At 60.1% G+C, this 17,073-nt stretch carries 17 protein-coding genes; 13 read left to right on the top strand and 4 right to left on the bottom strand.

The features are described from left to right. Positions 1-58: 58 nt before the first annotated feature. From J7412_RS09270 to lpxK, 11 genes are all read left to right on the top strand, one after another. Entirely contained in the window at positions 59-415 is a 357-nt protein-coding gene (locus tag J7412_RS09270; protein ID WP_209078413.1) for a molecular chaperone GroEL, read from the top strand. Continuing rightward, positions 412-1,995, top strand: a complete 1,584-nt coding sequence (locus J7412_RS09265) for an ABC transporter ATP-binding protein (RefSeq protein WP_209078412.1) — start codon at positions 412-414, stop codon at positions 1,993-1,995. Before J7412_RS09270 ends, J7412_RS09265 begins: the two co-directional genes overlap by 4 nt. Further along, positions 1,988-3,082 carry an ABC transporter permease gene (locus J7412_RS09260; RefSeq protein WP_209078411.1) on the top strand — a complete coding sequence of 365 codons (1,095 nt, stop codon included), beginning with the start codon at positions 1,988-1,990 and terminating at the stop codon, positions 3,080-3,082. Before J7412_RS09265 ends, J7412_RS09260 begins: the two co-directional genes overlap by 8 nt. Beyond that, positions 3,082-4,092: an ABC transporter permease gene (locus J7412_RS09255; protein ID WP_209078410.1), complete on the top strand. Its 1,011-nt coding sequence runs from the start codon at positions 3,082-3,084 to the stop codon at positions 4,090-4,092. The genes J7412_RS09260 and J7412_RS09255 overlap by 1 nt, the downstream gene beginning before the upstream one ends. Before the next feature lie 108 nt (positions 4,093-4,200). Next, positions 4,201-5,118 carry a sulfite exporter TauE/SafE family protein gene (locus J7412_RS09250; RefSeq protein WP_209064658.1) on the top strand — a complete coding sequence of 306 codons (918 nt, stop codon included), beginning with the start codon at positions 4,201-4,203 and terminating at the stop codon, positions 5,116-5,118. Continuing rightward, positions 5,118-5,876, top strand: coding sequence for a TIGR02186 family protein (locus tag J7412_RS09245; protein WP_209078409.1), 759 nt, complete (start codon positions 5,118-5,120; stop codon positions 5,874-5,876). Before J7412_RS09250 ends, J7412_RS09245 begins: the two co-directional genes overlap by 1 nt. A gap of 72 nt (positions 5,877-5,948) precedes the next feature. Beyond that, positions 5,949-7,295 carry a TldD/PmbA family protein gene (locus J7412_RS09240; RefSeq protein WP_209078408.1) on the top strand — a complete coding sequence of 449 codons (1,347 nt, stop codon included), beginning with the start codon at positions 5,949-5,951 and terminating at the stop codon, positions 7,293-7,295. Continuing rightward, positions 7,282-8,073, top strand: coding sequence for a 3'(2'),5'-bisphosphate nucleotidase CysQ (locus J7412_RS09235; protein WP_209078407.1), 792 nt, complete (start codon positions 7,282-7,284; stop codon positions 8,071-8,073). Before J7412_RS09240 ends, J7412_RS09235 begins: the two co-directional genes overlap by 14 nt. Before the next feature lie 125 nt (positions 8,074-8,198). Continuing rightward, complete coding sequence (locus J7412_RS09230; RefSeq protein ID WP_209064649.1) at positions 8,199-8,441, top strand: DUF4170 domain-containing protein; 243 nt, start codon at positions 8,199-8,201, stop codon at positions 8,439-8,441. A gap of 7 nt (positions 8,442-8,448) precedes the next feature. Next, positions 8,449-9,663 carry a glycosyltransferase N-terminal domain-containing protein gene (locus J7412_RS09225; protein ID WP_209078406.1) on the top strand — a complete coding sequence of 405 codons (1,215 nt, stop codon included), beginning with the start codon at positions 8,449-8,451 and terminating at the stop codon, positions 9,661-9,663. Beyond that, entirely contained in the window at positions 9,660-10,667 is a 1,008-nt protein-coding gene (gene lpxK / locus J7412_RS09220) for a tetraacyldisaccharide 4'-kinase (RefSeq protein ID WP_209078405.1), read from the top strand. Before J7412_RS09225 ends, lpxK begins: the two co-directional genes overlap by 4 nt. A 25-nt stretch (positions 10,668-10,692) precedes the next feature. Here lpxK and J7412_RS09215 read toward each other — a convergent pair whose 3' ends face one another. Continuing rightward, positions 10,693-11,376 carry a DsbA family protein gene (locus J7412_RS09215; protein WP_209078404.1) on the bottom strand — a complete coding sequence of 228 codons (684 nt, stop codon included), beginning with the start codon at positions 11,374-11,376 and terminating at the stop codon, positions 10,693-10,695. Further along, positions 11,377-11,898: a DUF721 domain-containing protein gene (locus tag J7412_RS09210; protein WP_209078747.1), complete on the bottom strand. Its 522-nt coding sequence runs from the start codon at positions 11,896-11,898 to the stop codon at positions 11,377-11,379. A gap of 80 nt (positions 11,899-11,978) precedes the next feature. Here J7412_RS09210 and mutY point away from each other — a divergent pair, with 80 nt between their 5' ends. Further along, positions 11,979-13,031 carry an A/G-specific adenine glycosylase gene (mutY, locus tag J7412_RS09205; protein WP_209078403.1) on the top strand — a complete coding sequence of 351 codons (1,053 nt, stop codon included), beginning with the start codon at positions 11,979-11,981 and terminating at the stop codon, positions 13,029-13,031. A gap of 62 nt (positions 13,032-13,093) precedes the next feature. Further along, entirely contained in the window at positions 13,094-14,227 is a 1,134-nt protein-coding gene (locus tag J7412_RS09200; RefSeq protein ID WP_209078402.1) for an alkane 1-monooxygenase, read from the top strand. Here the strand turns inward: J7412_RS09200 and J7412_RS09195 are convergent. Continuing rightward, on the bottom strand, positions 14,224-15,627 hold the full coding sequence (locus J7412_RS09195) for an adenylate/guanylate cyclase domain-containing protein (protein WP_209078401.1): 1,404 nt from the start codon (positions 15,625-15,627) through the stop codon (positions 14,224-14,226). The genes J7412_RS09200 and J7412_RS09195 overlap by 4 nt on opposite strands. A 291-nt stretch (positions 15,628-15,918) precedes the next feature. Then, positions 15,919-17,034, bottom strand: coding sequence for a site-specific DNA-methyltransferase (locus J7412_RS09190; RefSeq protein WP_209078400.1), 1,116 nt, complete (start codon positions 17,032-17,034; stop codon positions 15,919-15,921). Positions 17,035-17,073: the final 39 nt, after the last annotated feature.

Below are 17,073 nucleotides of genomic sequence, written 5' to 3'. Positions count from 1 at the left end.
TTTAAGGGGGCCGTGCCATGGCGGTGCGGCCCCTAAAACGTAAAAGGGGGACAAGTTCATGCCAGACTACGTGACCGCTTTCTTCGCCACCTGGGCAGAGGCAGACGCTAACACACGCAGCGCCACACTAGCCGACGTCATGGCTGAAAACTTCTCCTATTGCGATCCCAATGCCCCAGAGACGATTTCTGATCTGGACGCGCTGAGCAGCTATATCGGCATGTTCACGCAATATGCCCCCGGCGCGACTGCGCAGGTGGTCAGAACCAGCGAGACCAAAGGCCACCACAGGGTGACCGTTGCCTTTCGCATGGCCGACGGCAAAGAGCAGCTTGGCCAATATTTCGTGGAACTTGACGCCGACGGGCGCGCAACGCGCATGGTCGGCTTCGCAGGACTGGGAGAGCCTGAATGACGGCGCCTGCCATTGAACTAAAAGGCATATCCAAAGCCTTTGGCCCTGTTCAGGCCAACAAGGATATCTCGATCTCGGTGCAGCCTGGCACCATTCACGGCATCATCGGCGAAAACGGCGCGGGGAAATCCACGCTGATGTCGATCCTGTACGGCTTTTACAAAGCGGATGCCGGGGAGATTTTTATCAAGGGACAAAAGACCCCGATCCCGGACAGCCAAGCCGCCATCAGCGCAGGCATCGGGATGGTGTTCCAGCACTTCAAGCTGGTGGAGAACTTCACGGTTCTGGAAAACATCATTCTGGGGGCCGAAGACGGCGCGATGCTCAACACCTCTTTGGGCAATGCGCGCCGCGAACTGAAGCATCTGGCGGATGAATACGGTCTGAACGTGGATCCGGATGCGGTGATTGAAAACCTCTCTGTGGGCCATCAGCAGCGCGTGGAAATCCTCAAGGCGCTGTATCGCAAAGCGGAAATCCTTATTCTGGACGAGCCGACCGGCGTGTTGACCCCAGCCGAAGCGGATCAGCTGTTCCGCATTCTGGACCGGCTGCGCGAAGAGGGCAAAACCATCATCCTGATCACACACAAGCTGCGTGAGATCATGGAATACACCGACACTGTTTCGGTGATGCGGCGCGGTCAGATGACCGCCACGGTGAAGACCAAGGAGACCTCACCTGAAGAGCTCGCCGAGCTGATGGTGGGTCGCAAAGTGCTTCTGCGCGTTGACAAAAAACCGGCGGAGCCGGGTGTCACAATTTTGGATGTGCAGGGCTTGCGCGTTGTGGATGACGCGGGCGTTGAGCGTGTCAAAGGCATCGACCTCAATGTGCGCGCTGGTGAAATTGTCGGGATCGCAGGGGTGGCCGGAAATGGCCAATCCGAGCTGCTGGAAGTGCTTGGCGGTTATGCCGAAGGCACCGGCACCATTCTGGTCAACGGGGAGCCGATCCCGCTGAGCGGCCATGGCGCTGACGGACAGGCGCGCCGCGCGACCGGGGTGAGCCACGTGCCGGAAGACCGCCAGCGTGAAGGCCTGATCATGGAGTTCTCCGCTTGGGAAAACACCGTGTTTGGCTATCACCTGGAACCGGAAATCCAGAACGGCGTTCTGATGGACAACAAAGCCATCTATGAGGATGCCGAAGCCAAGATGGAGCGCTTTGACGTGCGCCCGCCCGATCCGAAACTGGCGGCCAAGAATTTCTCTGGCGGCAACCAGCAGAAAATCGTGCTGGCGCGCGAAATCGAGCGCAATCCGGACCTTCTGCTGATTGGCCAGCCAACCCGCGGCGTGGACATCGGCGCGATTGAGTTCATCCACCAGCAAATCGTGAACCTGCGCGATCAGGGCAAAGCGATCCTGCTGGTGTCTGTGGAACTTGATGAGATCATGTCCCTCTCTGACCGGATTGCGGTCATGTTTGACGGCCACATCATGGGCGAGCGCGATCCGGCGCACACCAATGAAAAAGAGCTGGGCCTTCTGATGGCCGGGATCACCGACACCTCCGCAGTTGCAGGCAACGGCGGCAATGACACCACTGAACAGGAGGTCCACGCCGATGGATAAGATGCCTAAATGGGCTGACATCGTCCTGATCCCCCTTATCTCGCTGCTATTGGCGGCTTTTTTCTCCGCATTGGTGATTTTGGCCATTGGCGAAAACCCGATTGAAGCGTTGAAACTGATGATCGACGGGGCGCTGATGCGCTCGGCGGGTTGGGGCTACACGCTCTATTACGCCACCAACTTCATCTTCACCGGCCTTGCGGTATCGGTCGCGTTCCATGCGCGCCTGTTCAACATCGGTGGCGAAGGCCAGGCGATGCTGGGGGGCCTCGGCGTGGCGCTGGTGTGCCTCTACATCCCCTGGCCCCATTGGTCTTTGTCGATCCTCGGTGCCTCTGTGGGTGCGGCGCTGTTTGGCGCGCTATGGGCGCTGATCCCGGCCTATCTGCAGGCCAAGCGTGGCAGTCACATCGTGATCACCACCATCATGTTCAACTTCATCGCTGCGGCGCTGTTGAACTATGTGCTGGTGGAAATGCTGCGGCCCGTGGGCGCGATGGACCCGGCCTCCGCCAAGTTCCCGGATGCAACCCATCTGCCGTCTTTCCAGGATATGTTCTCCACCGCAGAGACACCCATGTTCCGTGGTGCCCCTGCAAACGTGACCTTCTTCCTCGCGCTGATTGCCTGTTTTGTGGTCTGGGCGCTGATCTGGCGCACGCGGCTTGGCTATGAAATCCGTGCCTTTGGCCAATCGGAAACGGCCGCCAAATACGCCGGTATCAGCCCAGTGCGCATCACCGTGATCGCCATGCTGATCTCCGGTGCGCTGGCCGGGATGATGTCTGTGAACACCACAATGGGCGAAAGCGAACGTCTGATCCTCAACAGCACCGAAGGCGCGGGCTTTATCGGCATCGCGGTGGCGCTGATGGGGCGCAACCATCCGTTTGGCGTGTTCCTCGCAGCCATCCTGTTTGGCTTCCTCTATCAGGGCGGCGCGGAACTGGCGCTCTGGACCAGCATCCCACGTGAATTGATCGTGGTGATTCAAGCTCTGGTGATCCTGTTCACCGGCGCGCTGGACAATATGGTGCGCCACCCGCTTGAGAAACTCTTTATCGCGCTGCGCCGGAGGAACGCCTGATGGACTTTCTGACACTGCTTCAGGTGCTGGACACATCTGTGCGTCTGGCAACACCTCTGCTGCTGGCTTGTCTCGCAGGCCTTTACTCCGAACGCTCCGGCGTGGTCGACATCGGCCTTGAGGGCAAAATGCTGGCAGCGGCGTTCTTTGCCGCCGCATTCGCCTATTACTCCGGCAATGCCTGGGTTGGCCTGCTGGCCGGGATTGGCGCGTCGATCATTCTCGCGGTGATCCACGGGCTGGCCTCTGTCACCTTCCGTGGCAACCAGCTGATTTCCGGTGTGGCGATCAACTTCCTTGCGGCTGGCATGACCGTTCTGGCGGCGCAAAGCTGGTTCCGCCAAGGGGGCCGCACGCCACCTCTGGAAGGGGCCGCGCGCTTCAACCCGATTGAGCTGCCGTTTGCAATTGGCCCCACGGACGCGGAAGCCGCAGGCCGTCCGCTGAGCCAGCTGATCGCAGAGGCTAGCCCGCTGCAGCAGTTCTACTCCGAACTGATCTCTGGCCATTCGATCCTTGTTTATCTGGCGCTGCTGACGGTGCCTTTCACCTGGTGGCTGTTGTTCCGCACCCGCTTTGGCCTGCGCCTTCGCGCGGTTGGGGAAAACCCGGCAGCTGTGGATACGGCAGGCGTTTCCGTGGTTTGGCTGCGCTATGCGGCTGTGCTGATCTGCGGTGTGCTGTGCGGTGTGGCCGGGGCCTATCTCTCCTCAGCTCTGCAGGCGGGCTTTGTGAAAGACATGACCGCCGGTCGTGGCTTTATCGCGCTTGCGGCGCTGATCTTTGCCAAATGGCGTCCGGTCTATGCGCTTTGGGCCTGTCTGCTCTTTGGCCTGTTCCAGGCCCTGGAGCTGCGTCCGGACATTATCGAGAATGTTTCCGGCATCAAGGTTCAGGTGCAGCTCCTGGGGGCGCTGCCCTATATCCTGACCGTGGTGATCCTCGCTGGCTTTGTCGGCAAGGCGATCCCGCCACGTGCCAGCGGCGAGCCCTACGTCAAAGAGCGCTAAATCCGCAACCGGACGATAAGTCCAGTTTTCGGTCAATGATCTGTCCTGCCAGCGTTTTATCGACGCTGGCAGGTTGCTTTTGAGAGCCCTGTAGCGCTATCAAAAATTATGCAGATTTACCTCCCCATCGCCGAAGTTTCCGTCAACGCATTCCTGCTGCTTGGACTGGGCGGCATGGTGGGCATTCTTTCGGGGATGTTCGGGGTTGGCGGCGGTTTTCTGATGACGCCGCTTTTGTTTTTCATCGGCATCCCGCCGGCCGTTGCGGTTGCGACGGAAGCAAACCAGATTGTGGCCTCCTCGTTCAGTGGTGTGCTGGCACATCTGAAGCGAAAAACCGTGGACCTCAAAATGGGCACGGTGCTGCTGTCCGGCGGTCTCATAGGGGCCGCGCTTGGCGTGGTGGTGTTCAACTATCTGAAGTCGCAGGGCCAGGTCGATCTGCTGGTGCGGCTTTGCTATGTGGTCTTTCTGGGTGTGATCGGCTCTCTGATGTTCATCGAGAGCCTCAATGCGATCCGCAAATCGCGCAAGAACGCCGGGCCACCCAAACGCAAGAAACACAACTGGGTGCATGGTCTGCCGCTGAAGATGCGCTTTCGTGTGTCCGGTCTCTACATCTCTGTGATCCCGCCAATGATGGTGGGCGTTCTGGTGGGCATCCTGTCAGCCATCATGGGTGTTGGCGGCGGGTTCATCATGGTGCCAGCGATGATCTATCTGCTGGGGATGCCAACCAAAGTGGTTGTGGGCACCTCGCTGTTTCAGATCATCTTTGTAACTGGTTTCACCACGCTTTTGCACGCCACCACCAACTTCACCGTGGACATCGCGCTGGCGGTTCTGTTGCTGGTGGGCGGTGTGATTGGCGCGCAGATTGGCACGCGGCTTGGCACCTACCTGAAGGCCGAACAGCTGCGCATTCTACTGGCGCTTTTGGTGATTATGGTTTGTGCCAAACTGGCGCTGGACCTGCTGCTACAACCCAGCGAGCTCTTTTCGCTTGGCGCGGTGGAGGGTCACTGATGCTGCGGATACTCTCTTTCTGCTTTGCCCTTGCCGCCAGCGCGCTGAGCGCTGAGGAAGTGGTGCTTGGTCTGAGCCAGGATCAGGTGGCGATCACCACGAATTTTGACGGTTCTGAGATCCTGCTGTTTGGTGCGGTGAAACGCGAAACCCCCATTCCGGAAGAGCCGCTGGACGTGGTGATTGCCGTGTCCGGCCCGTCCAGCCCGCTTACCGTGCGGCGCAAGGAGCGCAAGTTTGGCATCTGGGTGAACACCGATGCGGTGGAGATTGACGCCGCCCCAAGCTTTTATGCGGTGGCCACCTCAGCGCCGTTCACAGAAGCGATTTCCAACGTCGAAGACCAGCGCCACAAAGTGTCGATCCCGCGCGCGATCCGCTCTGTGGGCGCGCCTATGGAGGTGGAGGACGCCCAAAGCTTCAGCGAAGCGGTGATCCGGATCCGCACCGATGAAGGCCTGTATCAGCTGCGCGAAAACACCGTGGAAATCGAGCAACAGACCCTGTTTCGCACCTCAATCCAGATGCCCGCCAACCTGACGGAAGGCGACTATCCCACGCGCATTTTCCTGACGCGGGATGGCAAGGTGGTGTCTCAGTTTGAGACGGTGATCAACGTAAACAAGGTGGGACTTGAGCGCTGGCTCTATGATTTGTCGCGCAATCAACCCTTGATTTACGGGATCATGTCATTGGCTATTGCGATTGCCGCAGGATGGCTGGCCTCTGCCGCGTTCCAGGTTTTGCGGCGCAACTGAGCCAGGCCAACGCGCTTGCGTCGCTGCGTCAGGGCGACTACCTGATAACAAACTCAAAAAGGGGCACAGGATATGTCGCAGACACCGGAAACGCTTGCAGGAATGATGCTGGAGGCCGCACAGAAAGCCGGTGCGGAAGCGGCGGATGCGATGGTGGTCTCTGGAACGTCGGTGTCCATCGAAGTGCGCGAAGGCAAGCTTGAGCAGGCCGAGCGCTCTGAGGGGGTGGACCTCGGGCTGCGTGTGCTGATCGGGCAGCGTCAGGCCAATGTGTCCATTTCCGACACGCGCCCGGAAAGCATTGCGACCATGGCAGAGCGGGCGGTGGCCATGGCCAAAGAAGCGCCCGAGGATCCTTATGTGGGACTGGCCGCGGCGGACCAGCTTGTACGCGACCCTGATATTGCTGCACTTGAGCTGTGTGATCCAACTGCCGAGCCCGCGCCTGATGCGCTGCAGGCGGATGCTTTGGCAGCCGAAGCCGCGGCCATGGCGGTCGACGGCGTGACGCAGGTGCAATCCTCCACTGGCGGATATAGCCACACAACCGTGCATTTGGCGGCGAGCAACGGGTTTTCCGGCGGATATGACCGCAGCAGCCGCGCCGTTTACACCACTGCGATTGCCGGAACCGGCGAGGCCATGGAGCGCGACTACGACGGAGATTCGCGCATTTTTCAAAGCGATCTGCGCTCCGCTTCCGAGATCGGCACCGAAGCCGGACAGCGCGCCATCGCCCGCCTGAACGCGCGCAAGCCAGAAACCGGGGCTTTCCCGGTGCTGTTTGATGAGCGCATTTCCTCGTCGTTGGTCGGGCATCTGCTGGCGGCAGCAAACGGGGCCATGGTGGCGCGTGGCTCAAGCTGGCTGCGCGAAAAGCAAGGCCAGCAGGTTCTGCCCGAAGCGCTTTCCCTGATTGAAGATCCGCTGCGCCCGCGTGTCTCCGGCTCGCGCCCGTTTGATGCGGAAGGGCTGCCCACCGCGAAACGCGCGATTGTCGACAAAGGCGTGCTGACCGGTTGGACGCTTGATTTGGCCAATGCGCGCAAGCTGGGCATGGCCTCAACCGGCAATGCCGCGCGCGGCGTTTCAAGCCCGCCCTCCCCGAGCAGCTGGAATGTGGCGCTGACCCAAGGCGCGCAGTCGCGTGAGGCGCTGATCAAAGACATGGGGCGCGGCCTGCTGGTGACATCGCTGATTGGCTCCACCATCAACCCGACAACCGGGGATTATTCACGCGGGGCGGCCGGGTTCTGGATTGAGAACGGCGAGATCGCCTATGCGGTGAATGAATGCACCATCGCCGGGAACCTGCATGACATGCTGCGCCATATCGTGCCAGCCAATGATGCGCGCGGCTACCTGTCGCGCGAGGTGCCCTCATTGCTGGTGGAAGGGATGACCCTTGCCGGCGCCTGACCTTCAGCTCCTGATCGATGCGGCGCTGGAGGCAGGTGAGATTGCCAAGCGCTATGACGGGCAAAACGCAAAGACCTGGCATAAGCCGGAGGGCGCTGGCCCCGTGACCGAGGCGGATCTGGCGGTGAATGACATGCTGGAGCGGGAGCTGCGCGGGGCGCGGCCCGACTATGGCTGGCTGAGCGAAGAGTCACTTGATGAAGGCAACCGGGTGCAGGACGCGCAGGTTTTTATCATCGACCCGATTGATGGCACCCGCAGCTTTATTGAAGGGTCCAACACCTGGGCCCATTCGCTTGCGATTGCGGAACATGGCGAAGTGACCGCAGCGGTGGTCTATCTGCCGCGGCGGGACCGGCTTTATGTCGCGGAAAAGGGCCAAGGTGCGACACTGAACGGCGAACCGATCCAAGCGGCCACCACCGGAGAGCTCGCCGGAGCCAAGGTTCTGGCGGCCCGGCCCGCGATGGAGGCGGCGCTGTGGAGAGACGCGCCTCCGGAATTCAATCGCGGCTATCGCCCCTCGCTGGCCTATCGCATGGCGCTGGTGGCACAGGGCCGGTTTGACGCCATGCTGACCCTGCGCCCGACATGGGAATGGGACATCGCCGCTGGCGATCTGATCTTGCGTGAAGCCGGTGCGGCGACCTCTGACCGGCACGGAAATCCCCTGATGTTCAACAATCCCGATCCCCGGCTTGCGGGTGTTGTGGCGGGCAATGCCTCCCTGCAGTCCAAGATTTGTGCGGCACTGGCGCCAACCCATGCGCCGCAATAGGCAAAACCGCAAAAACCTTTGGGAAACGGGAAAAATTCCGCCTATTTCTCTATAATCTGCCCTCTTGAGACCGCGACGTAAGCGGCTTAGGTTGCGCGCAAATCCGCACCACAAAGGAGTGGCCCATGGCACAACGACTGCACCTCGTCTTTGGCGGCGAGCTGATCGACCCCACAAAAACCGCATTCAAAGACGTGGACGACATTCACGTTGTGGGCATCTTTCCGAACTACGAAAGCGCCTATGACGCGTGGAAAGCCGAAGCACAGCGCACCGTAGACAATGCGCATATGCGGTATTTCATCGCCCATTTGCACCGCCTGCGTGACGAAGGCGCAGAAGCCTCTTCCACGGAAGAACTCGGATAAAACTGGCATGCCGCGCTCGCTTGGTCTGACGACATATCTTGCGTTTGCGCGCCGCCAACCGCCACAGCTGGCTGCCATCACCACGCCACGACCGGCGGGTGAGCTGGTTTGGCTGCATTGTGCGGATCCAAAACGGGTTCGGACCCTCGCAAAACTGGGTCAGCGCCTGACCCGGCAGCGCGGGGCGAACGCGTTTCTGATTACGACACCGCAGAGCAAGCCACCCCAAGGGTTGCCGGAGGAGGCAATATGGCAAAGCTGCCCCTCGGAAAACCCCAACGATATCAAAGTTTTTCTGGCCCATTGGCAGCCCGATCTGTGCCTTTGGCTGGGGCCGGAGTTGCGCCCCGCGCTGATTGATGCGGTGTTTGAGCGGAATATCCCTTCGGTGCTGCTGGAGGCCAATCGCACCAAGATTGACCAGAAGCGCCGCTGGGGGCCGGAGCCGACCCGCGCGACCCTGATGCGGTTCACCAAGATCTTCGCGCAAGGCAAAGAGGCGCGGAGCCGGTTTAAGAAATTGCTACCGGAAACGGCGGAAATCACCCTGAGTGGTGAGCTGATGGAAGAGGCGCAGGCCTTGCCTGTTCAGGACAGTGATCTGGAGGAGCTGCGCGCATCACTTTCCGGCCGCCCGGTGTGGCTGGCCGCGCGACTGCAGCCCAAGGAGCTGCCGCTGGTGCTCAACGCCTATCGCCAGATGCTGCGGCTGTCGTTTCGCACATTGCTGGTGGTTGTCCCCGACAACGCAGAAGATGCCCCTGATATGCACCGGACCATCCAAGAAGACGGGTGGCGGGTTGCTGATTGGGAGGCCGGGGATTTTCCCGGTGAAGATACGCAGGTGCTGTTTGCCCAGACGCCTGATGAGCTGGGCCTTTGGTACCGGCTTGCCCCGGTCAGCCTTGTGGGCTCTTCGCTGGTTGCCGGAGCTGGCGGGCGTGATCCACTTGAACCGGCTGCACTTGGCAGTGCGATCCTCTATGGCCCGTCGGTGCGGCGCTATCTGAACAGCTACACACGGCTGGCCAATGTGGGTGCGGCGCGGATTGTGAAAGACGCTGAAAGCCTGACCGCCGCGCTGATGTTTCTGGCCGCGCCCGATCAAGCGGCGGCGATGGCCCATGCGGGCTGGCAGGTTGTGTCTGACAGCGCCGCGGTTTCCGATATGGTGATCGAACACGCACATGCGCTTTTGGATCAGCAAGAGGCCGTTTCATGAAAGAGCCAAAGTTCTGGTCCAATCCTCAGGACAAACCCGGCTGGCAGGCGCATTTGCTTGCGCCTTTGGGCGCGCTTTACGCCTCAGCGACGCGAAAGCGCATTCGGCAAAGTTCTGACGGCCACAAAGCCAATGTGCCGGTGATCTGTGTCGGCAACCTCAACGCCGGGGGCACAGGCAAGACCCCCACCGCCATCGCCTTGGTGCAGTATCTGCAGGCGCGCGGGAATACACCGCATGTGGTCTCACGTGGATACGGCGGCGCGCTGGAAGGGCCTGTGCAGGTGGATGAACGCGCACACCGCGCCGCGCAGACCGGCGATGAGCCGCTCTTGCTGGCGGCGTTTGCCCCAACCTGGGTCGCCAAGGACCGCGCCAAAGGCGTGGCTGCTGCGGAGGCGGCGGGGGCTGATGTGATCCTGCTAGATGACGGTTTTCAGAACCCCACGGTGCAGAAAGACGCCAGCATCATCGTGGTGGATGCGGCGCGAGGGTTTGGCAACGGGCGTTGCATTCCCGCAGGCCCCTTGCGTGAACCCGTCGCGACTGGTCTGGCGCGGGCGGATGTGCTGCTGTCCATTGGCTCTGAGCAGGCGCAGGCACAGTTTGCAGCGCGCTGGGGACAGGCTGTCTCCCTTCCCCACCTGACAGGCGCTTTGGAGCCGCTGCCGACCGGTATGGACTGGCGGGAAACCCCGTTCCTGGCCTTTGCCGGGATTGGGCATCCGGAGAAGTTTTTTGAGACTCTGCGGGGGCTTGGCGCGACTCTGGTGCGCACGGAAGCGCTGGATGATCATCAGGCGCTGCCGCCATCGCTGTTGACCCGCCTCACATCAGAGGCCCGCGCGCTTGGGGCGCAGCTGGTCACGACGGAAAAGGATGCGGTGCGTTTGCCAATGGAGATGCGGGCGCAGGTGCTGACATTGCCCGTGCGACTGGCCATTTCGGATTGGCAGCCGATTGAAAAGCTCTTGGCCCGGATTGGAGTGCCTGAGCGATCCTAGACCGCTCAGACTTGAGAAAGAGAGCTTATTCGCCCAGCTTGCCGTCCAGAATCTCGCGCAGATCCGCGTAGTTCATGTTGGAATGCTGCTCGCCATCAATGATGAGCGTTGGCGTGGCCTGAACATCGTCCGCCGCTGCATTTTCCTGGAACCAAGCCACAAGCGCCTTGGCTTTGTCTTCGTCCTGCAGGCAGGCCTGAAGCGTGTCGTCTTCCAGCCCTGCAAGGCGACCGGTTTTGCGCAGCGCATCCGCGATGGCCACCGGATCACCGGAGCTTGTCCATTCGCGCTGGGTTTCCATCAGGATGTCGGTCATGCCGAAGAAACGCTCCTGACCGCCGCAACGCGCCACCATGGAGGCCCAGAGACCGTAGCGGTCAAAGTAGACATCGCGGAAGATGAACTTCACCTTGCCGGTGTCGATGTAATCCACCTTGAGGTCTTTGAAGACGTTCTCATGGAAGCTCGCACAGTGCGGGCAGGTGAAGGAGGCATATTCGATGATGGTGATCGGGGCGTCTTCGGCGCCAATCGCCATTTCCACGATCTCAGAGGACTCCGCGTTTTCAGAGGAAACCGTCTGGATGTTGGACACCGCAGGCAGAATGGTGGAGACGGCGGTGGTCGTCGGCTGGCCCGCAGTCATCCAGTAGGCCCCACCTGCAACAGCCATGGCTGAAGCGGCGATAAGGGGAACAAAACGGTTCATTTAGAAACCTTTCTTAGCATTTTTATTTTTCATAAGCACGTTGCCGGCAAGCTGTTCAAGCGCTTGCCGCAGTTCATTGTTCTGCACCGGGGCTGCGACCTGAGCGGCCTCTTGCTGGGTGGCGGGATCGGGTTTGGCCGCCTCTTTTTTGGGCGGGGCCGAGAATTGCACCTGACCTTCGGCAAATCCGGTGGGGGCGGTCTGGGTGATGCGCAGATGGGCAATGGCGTTATAGCCGTAGGCGGCATTCACGCGGTTGCGCAAAGTCTCTTTCTGCATTTCCAGCATGGGCGCATTGGCCCCGGTGGTGAGCACCGTGAGCGTCGCGCCAAAGCCTTTGCGGCCGTATTTCACATCCACGGGCCGACAAATGCGCGCGATATCCTGCCCCACGATCTCTGCCCAATGGGTGAGCACGCGGGTCTCCGCAAACCCCTTGCTTTCGCTGGCTTTGCGAATGCGATCCCGCAGGAGCGAGGAGGTGCGTTTGAACCCTTTGGTCGTGGTACGGCGCATGTTGATCTTGCATCCTCTGGTCGAGAGCTATTTTAGTGGCCCGACCCAGCTGTGCCAGCGAAACCGACTCTAGGCGAGGATAAAACTTGCGTGATTTGCCCCAAAGCTCCGACCTCCTGGCTTGGTATGACCACAATGCGCGCAAGATGCCGTGGCGGATTGGCCCGGCAGAGCGCAAAACGGGCATAAAACCTGATCCCTATCGTGTCTGGATGTCCGAAATTATGCTGCAACAGACAACCGTTGCCGCTGTGAAGGACTATTTTGAGCGGTTTACCGCGCGCTGGCCGACGGTCAAGGATCTGGCTGCGGCGGCGGATGAAGACGTCATGGCGGAATGGGCCGGACTTGGCTACTACGCGCGCGCGCGCAACCTGCTGAAATGCGCGCGTTTTGTGAGCAACGAATTGGGCGGCGCGTTTCCCGATACGGTCGAGGCGCTTTTGAAATTGCCCGGTGTCGGGCCTTATACCGCAGGGGCTGTGGCCTCGATTGCCTTTGATCAGCCCGCCACGGTGGTCGACGGCAATGTGGAGCGGGTGATGGCCCGGCTGTTTGATGTGCACACGCCGCTGCCCGCCGCGAAACCGGAGCTGACAGAGCTGGCTGAGCGCCTGACGCCGCAGGTGCGTCCCGGCGACTATGCGCAGGCGGTGATGGATCTGGGCGCCACAATTTGCAGCCCGCGCAATCCGGCCTGTGGCATCTGCCCCTGGCGCGCACCCTGTCAGGCACAAAAGGCGGGCACCGCGGCGGAGCTGCCCAAGAAGACACCGAAGAAACCCAAACCCATTCGCCATGGCGTGGTCTATATTGCGCGCCGGGTGGACGGAGCTTTTCTGCTCGAGCGCCGTCCGGACAGCGGGTTGCTGGGCGGGATGCTGGGCTGGCCCGGATCTGAGTGGCAAGAGACAGCGGCCCCGGCCCATGAGGCCCCGATCAAAGCGGAATGGAAAACGCTCAACGCCGAAGCGCGGCACACGTTTACCCATTTCCATCTGCGCCTGACGGTCTGTAGCGCGCTGGTGCCGATGGATCGCAAGCCGATCACCGGGCATTTTATCGACGCTGAAGAGTTTGATCCGGGGGATCTGCCAACCGCGATGCGCAAGGCGTTTGATCTCTATCGCGGCGCTTGAGCGCATTGCGATAAGACGCGCTTGCCCGCATAGTCCTTGCGACGATGAAAGAGGTTTGCGCCATGATCCCCTCCGCACAATTGGCCCGTTTCTCCAGTGCCTTACCGTTTTGGTGTTCGTTGCTGCTGATCCCGCTGGTGTGGATCACTGCGGGTTTGGGCGGCTGGTGGGTGCTGCTTGTGCCAATCACCACGTGGTATCTGTTTGCCGCGCTTGACGCCGTGACTGGCCTCAACCTGCAAAACGCCGATCTCGACACCGCTGAGGCGGACCTGAGGTGGTATCGGCTGGTGACCATGATCTGGCCGTGGCTGCAGTTTGCCACGATCTTTGGCATGATCTGGTATGCCACCCGCGCGGACCATTTGAGCACGGGCGCGTTGATCGGTCTGTTTTTTGGCGTGGGTGTGCTCACCGGCACTGTGGGGATCAACTACAGCCATGAGCTGATGCATCAGAAGCCCAAATATGAGCGCTGGCTGGGGGATTTTCTGCTCGCCATGGTGCTTTATTCCCATTTCCGCAGCGAGCACCTGCTGGTGCATCACCGCTATGTCGGCACGCCGCGTGATCCGGTCACGGCGCGCTACAATGAAGGGTTCCACCGCTTCTTCCCGCGTGTCCTGATCGGCTGTCTGAAATCCGCCTTCCGCGCGGAGAAAGAGATGCTGGCACGCAAAAATCTGCCTTGGACCGATCTTTCCAACCCTTTCTTCCGCTATTGGGCGATGCAGGGCGCGATGTTGGTTTTGGCCGGCATCATTGGCGGCTGGCTGGGTGTTTTGCTGTTCATCTGGCAGGCCTATATCGCGATCTGGCAGTTGGAGCTGGTGAACTATGTGGAGCACTACGGGCTGACCCGCAAACATCTGGGGGAAGGCAAATATGAGCATGTGCGCCCGCATCACAGCTGGAATGCGGCGCATAAGGCCTCAAATTGGCTGCTGATCAATTTGCAGCGTCATTCCGATCACCACTACAAGCCGGACAGACGGTTTCCGCTCCTGCAGAACTACAGCGATGCCGAGGCACCGCAGCTGCCCTTTGGCTATCCGATCATGACGGTTGCGGCGATGATCCCGCCGGTGTGGAAGCAGGTTATGAACCCGCGCGTGTGCAGATGGCGGGAGATGTATTATCCCGAGATCACCAACTGGCAGCCCTATAACAAGGCCAAAAACCCGATGCCGCGTTAGCCTGAAAGGCCGTGATCGCGCGGCCGCTCATAGGCCCAGACGGTGAGCTTTTCCGCGACACCGCGAATGTCCTGATCGGTGAATTTCTGCAGCCCATCCAGACATTCATCCCCGCCCTCGCGCAGCACTTCGACGCGCATGCCATCGCTGATCACAAGGCGGGCGTTGAGCCCACGGGTCATGCTCTCAAGGCGGGAGGCGACGTTGACGGTGTTGCCGACCACGGCAAACTCCAGACGGTTGGCGCCGATGTCGGCCAGAACCGCCGGCCCGTAGTGCGCGCCAAACCCGACCCGCAACGGGGGGAGCCCCTTACCGATGCGAGCGTTGTTCCAATCATCCACGTCGCGCATCATCTGGCGCGCACAGCGCAGCGCGTTTTGCGCATCGCGCTCAGAGGGGCTTGGAGTGCCAAAGGTCGCCATCAACCCGTCGCCGAGATATTTGTCGAGCGTGCCCTCATGGGCAAAAACTGCCCCTTCCATAAGGCCGTGAAATTCGCGCAGGGTCTCGATGACTTCCTCAGGTTTACGGGCAGCGGCAAACTCGGTGAAGCCGACAATATCGACAAACAGCACAGCGATATCATGGGATCGGATCTGTTTGAGCGGCTCATCATTCTGGCTCAGCTCTTCGACCACATTGGGCGAGAAATAGCGTGACAGGTTGGTGCGCTCGCGCTCCAGAGCCGCGTTGGAGCGCAGCAAAGTGTTGAACCGGCGCACTGTCAGGCCGAGCGTGAGTGCCACAAGAATGAAGACAAAGGCTTCCTGAAACCGCAGATCAAGGTGCAAGCTGTTTGGGTCGAGCATCCGCCCAAGCTCGGGATGATTTGGCAGCGCAGTGATCACCGCTTCGCTAAGCGCTTCCATCGGCTCGGTGAACCAGAATGACAGCGCCAGCGCCGCGCACCAGATCATCGCGGTCCATGTGCCAATCGCAATCACCGTGCGCCAGGAATAGGCCAAAGTGCCCGCTGCAAGGATCAGATAGAAATATTGGAAGTTGTCATATTGAAAGCGCATGGCAGAGGGCCAGTCATGCTCTCCCAACGGGTTGGGACCGACGATGCCAATGGTCATGATCAAGAGATCAAAAAAGATCAGCAACAGCTCTGTGCGCGATCGACCGACGCGACCCATACGTTGGATGAGCCAGCCGTTGGCGCAGAGCAGAGCCAGTATGAAGTGATAATAGAGAACCTGCGGCCACGGGGCGACAAACAGCAGGAAGACGGCCACAACACCCATCGCCCACCAGCGCGCTTTCACCGCAAGCGCGAGACCTTCGCGTTTGTGATGCTCCAGCACAGCCTCGGTGTAGCGGTCTTCGCGGTCAGCCTCGCCACCGCTTGCAGATGCGATGTCGTCGCCGGGGTCTGATCTTACGCCCTCTGTCATCTTCAGAGCCCTCCGTCTCGTCCTCTTAGATAGGTATTCGCGAGATTCTTACACACCCCAAAATGTTTCGATTTGGTGTTGAGATCTGACCATAAGCCGAAACGCTCGGAACGTATCGACGTCATAGGCGCTATGACATCAAGTTGTGACGCAGCTTAATCCCGAAACGCTATAAAGATCAAAAAACCCCGCCGTTTCCGGCGGGGAAGTCTTGGTGCCTGTTCAGTCAGTTCGGCAACAGGCACCGGCGGTATTCTACCGGCTTTTTCCTGTCTTCTGAATGCGTTGCGCTTAGTTCGGGCGTGTGGCCATCTCTGCGCGGATCTGTTGGCGCAGAAGATCGATCGGCACTTTCTTGCCTTCACGCTTGTAAGACCAGTAGGTCCAGCCGTTGCAGCTGGGTGCGCCTTCAAGATGTGCGCCAACCTGGTGGATGGAGCCTTTGATGTCGCCACCAATCAGGGTGCCATCCGCGCGGACCTTGGCTTTGTAGCGGCCATTGAGCGAATAAAGCTCTTCGCCCGGACGCAGCATGCCGCGCTCGACCAGCTGGCCAAATGGGACACGTGGCTCTGCGCGCTTGGAGGTGGTCACCTGAAGTGCCTCACGGTCAAACTTGCGCACATTGGCGATGCGTTTCTGCGCCACCTTGCGGTAAGCCGCCTCGCGCTCAATGCCGATGAATTCACGACCCAACATCTTGGCCACAGCACCGGTGGTGCCAGTGCCGAAGAACGGATCAAGCACAACGTCACCCGGGTTGGTCGCGCCTATCAGCACGCGGTGCAGCAGGCTCTCCGGTTTCTGGGTCGGGTGCGCCTTGTCGCCGTTTTCGTCTTTCAGACGCTCATGGCCGGTGCAGATCGGAAGCACCCAGTCAGAACGCATCTGCACACCTTCGTTGAGCGCCTTGAGCGCTTCGTAGTTGAAGGTGTATTTGGCGCCTTCGGATTTGGAGGCCCAGATCATGGTCTCATGGGCGTTGGTGAAACGCTTGCCGCGGAAGTTCGGCATCGGGTTTGATTTGCGCCAAACCACATCGTTCAAAATCCAGAAGCCCTGGTTTTGCAGCTCAGCACCCATGCGGAACACATTGTGGTAGCTGCCAATCACCCAGATTGCGCCGTGTGGCTTCAGCAGGCGACGCGCCGCTTTCAGCCATTCGCGGGTGAATTTGTCATACGCTGCGAAACTGGAAAACTGATCCCATTCATCATCGACAGCGTCGACTTTGGAATTGTCGGGACGGTGCAACTCGCCCTTCAACTGAAGGTTATAGGGCGGGTCAGCAAAAATCAGGTCGATAGAGTTTTCCGGCAGACTGTTCATCACCTCGATACAGTCACCAGACAATATACTATTGATCGGGAGCGCGGATGCGCCCTTCGCTTTTGTCATCGTTTTCATTCTCTGCCTCATTACGGCGCGGTTTTTTTAGTGCGCTCG

The sequence above is a fragment of the Shimia sp. R9_3 genome (genome assembly GCF_017743755.1).
GTDB lineage: Bacteria > Pseudomonadota > Alphaproteobacteria > Rhodobacterales > Rhodobacteraceae > Shimia.
The sequence above is the reverse complement of the archived record's forward strand: the minus strand, read 5'-3'. Positions and strand labels throughout refer to the sequence as shown.

What these genes read in the sequence shown, in the direction of transcription:
- J7412_RS09200 (WP_209078402.1), top strand. Translation starts at nt 13,094, where the DNA reads ATGATCCCCTCCGCACAATTGGCCCGTTTCTCCAGTGCCTTACCGTTT.
- J7412_RS09270 (WP_209078413.1), top strand. Translation starts at nt 59, where the DNA reads ATGCCAGACTACGTGACCGCTTTCTTCGCCACCTGGGCAGAGGCAGAC.
- J7412_RS09240 (WP_209078408.1), top strand. Translation starts at nt 5,949, where the DNA reads ATGTCGCAGACACCGGAAACGCTTGCAGGAATGATGCTGGAGGCCGCA.
- J7412_RS09250 (WP_209064658.1), top strand. Translation starts at nt 4,201, where the DNA reads ATGCAGATTTACCTCCCCATCGCCGAAGTTTCCGTCAACGCATTCCTG.
- J7412_RS09225 (WP_209078406.1), top strand. Translation starts at nt 8,449, where the DNA reads ATGCCGCGCTCGCTTGGTCTGACGACATATCTTGCGTTTGCGCGCCGC.
- J7412_RS09195 (WP_209078401.1), bottom strand. Translation starts at nt 15,627, where the DNA reads ATGACAGAGGGCGTAAGATCAGACCCCGGCGACGACATCGCATCTGCA.
- J7412_RS09265 (WP_209078412.1), top strand. Translation starts at nt 412, where the DNA reads ATGACGGCGCCTGCCATTGAACTAAAAGGCATATCCAAAGCCTTTGGC.
- lpxK (WP_209078405.1), top strand. Translation starts at nt 9,660, where the DNA reads ATGAAAGAGCCAAAGTTCTGGTCCAATCCTCAGGACAAACCCGGCTGG.
- J7412_RS09245 (WP_209078409.1), top strand. Translation starts at nt 5,118, where the DNA reads ATGCTGCGGATACTCTCTTTCTGCTTTGCCCTTGCCGCCAGCGCGCTG.
- J7412_RS09215 (WP_209078404.1), bottom strand. Translation starts at nt 11,376, where the DNA reads ATGAACCGTTTTGTTCCCCTTATCGCCGCTTCAGCCATGGCTGTTGCA.
- J7412_RS09260 (WP_209078411.1), top strand. Translation starts at nt 1,988, where the DNA reads ATGGATAAGATGCCTAAATGGGCTGACATCGTCCTGATCCCCCTTATC.
- J7412_RS09255 (WP_209078410.1), top strand. Translation starts at nt 3,082, where the DNA reads ATGGACTTTCTGACACTGCTTCAGGTGCTGGACACATCTGTGCGTCTG.
- J7412_RS09190 (WP_209078400.1), bottom strand. Translation starts at nt 17,034, where the DNA reads ATGAAAACGATGACAAAAGCGAAGGGCGCATCCGCGCTCCCGATCAAT.
- J7412_RS09230 (WP_209064649.1), top strand. Translation starts at nt 8,199, where the DNA reads ATGGCACAACGACTGCACCTCGTCTTTGGCGGCGAGCTGATCGACCCC.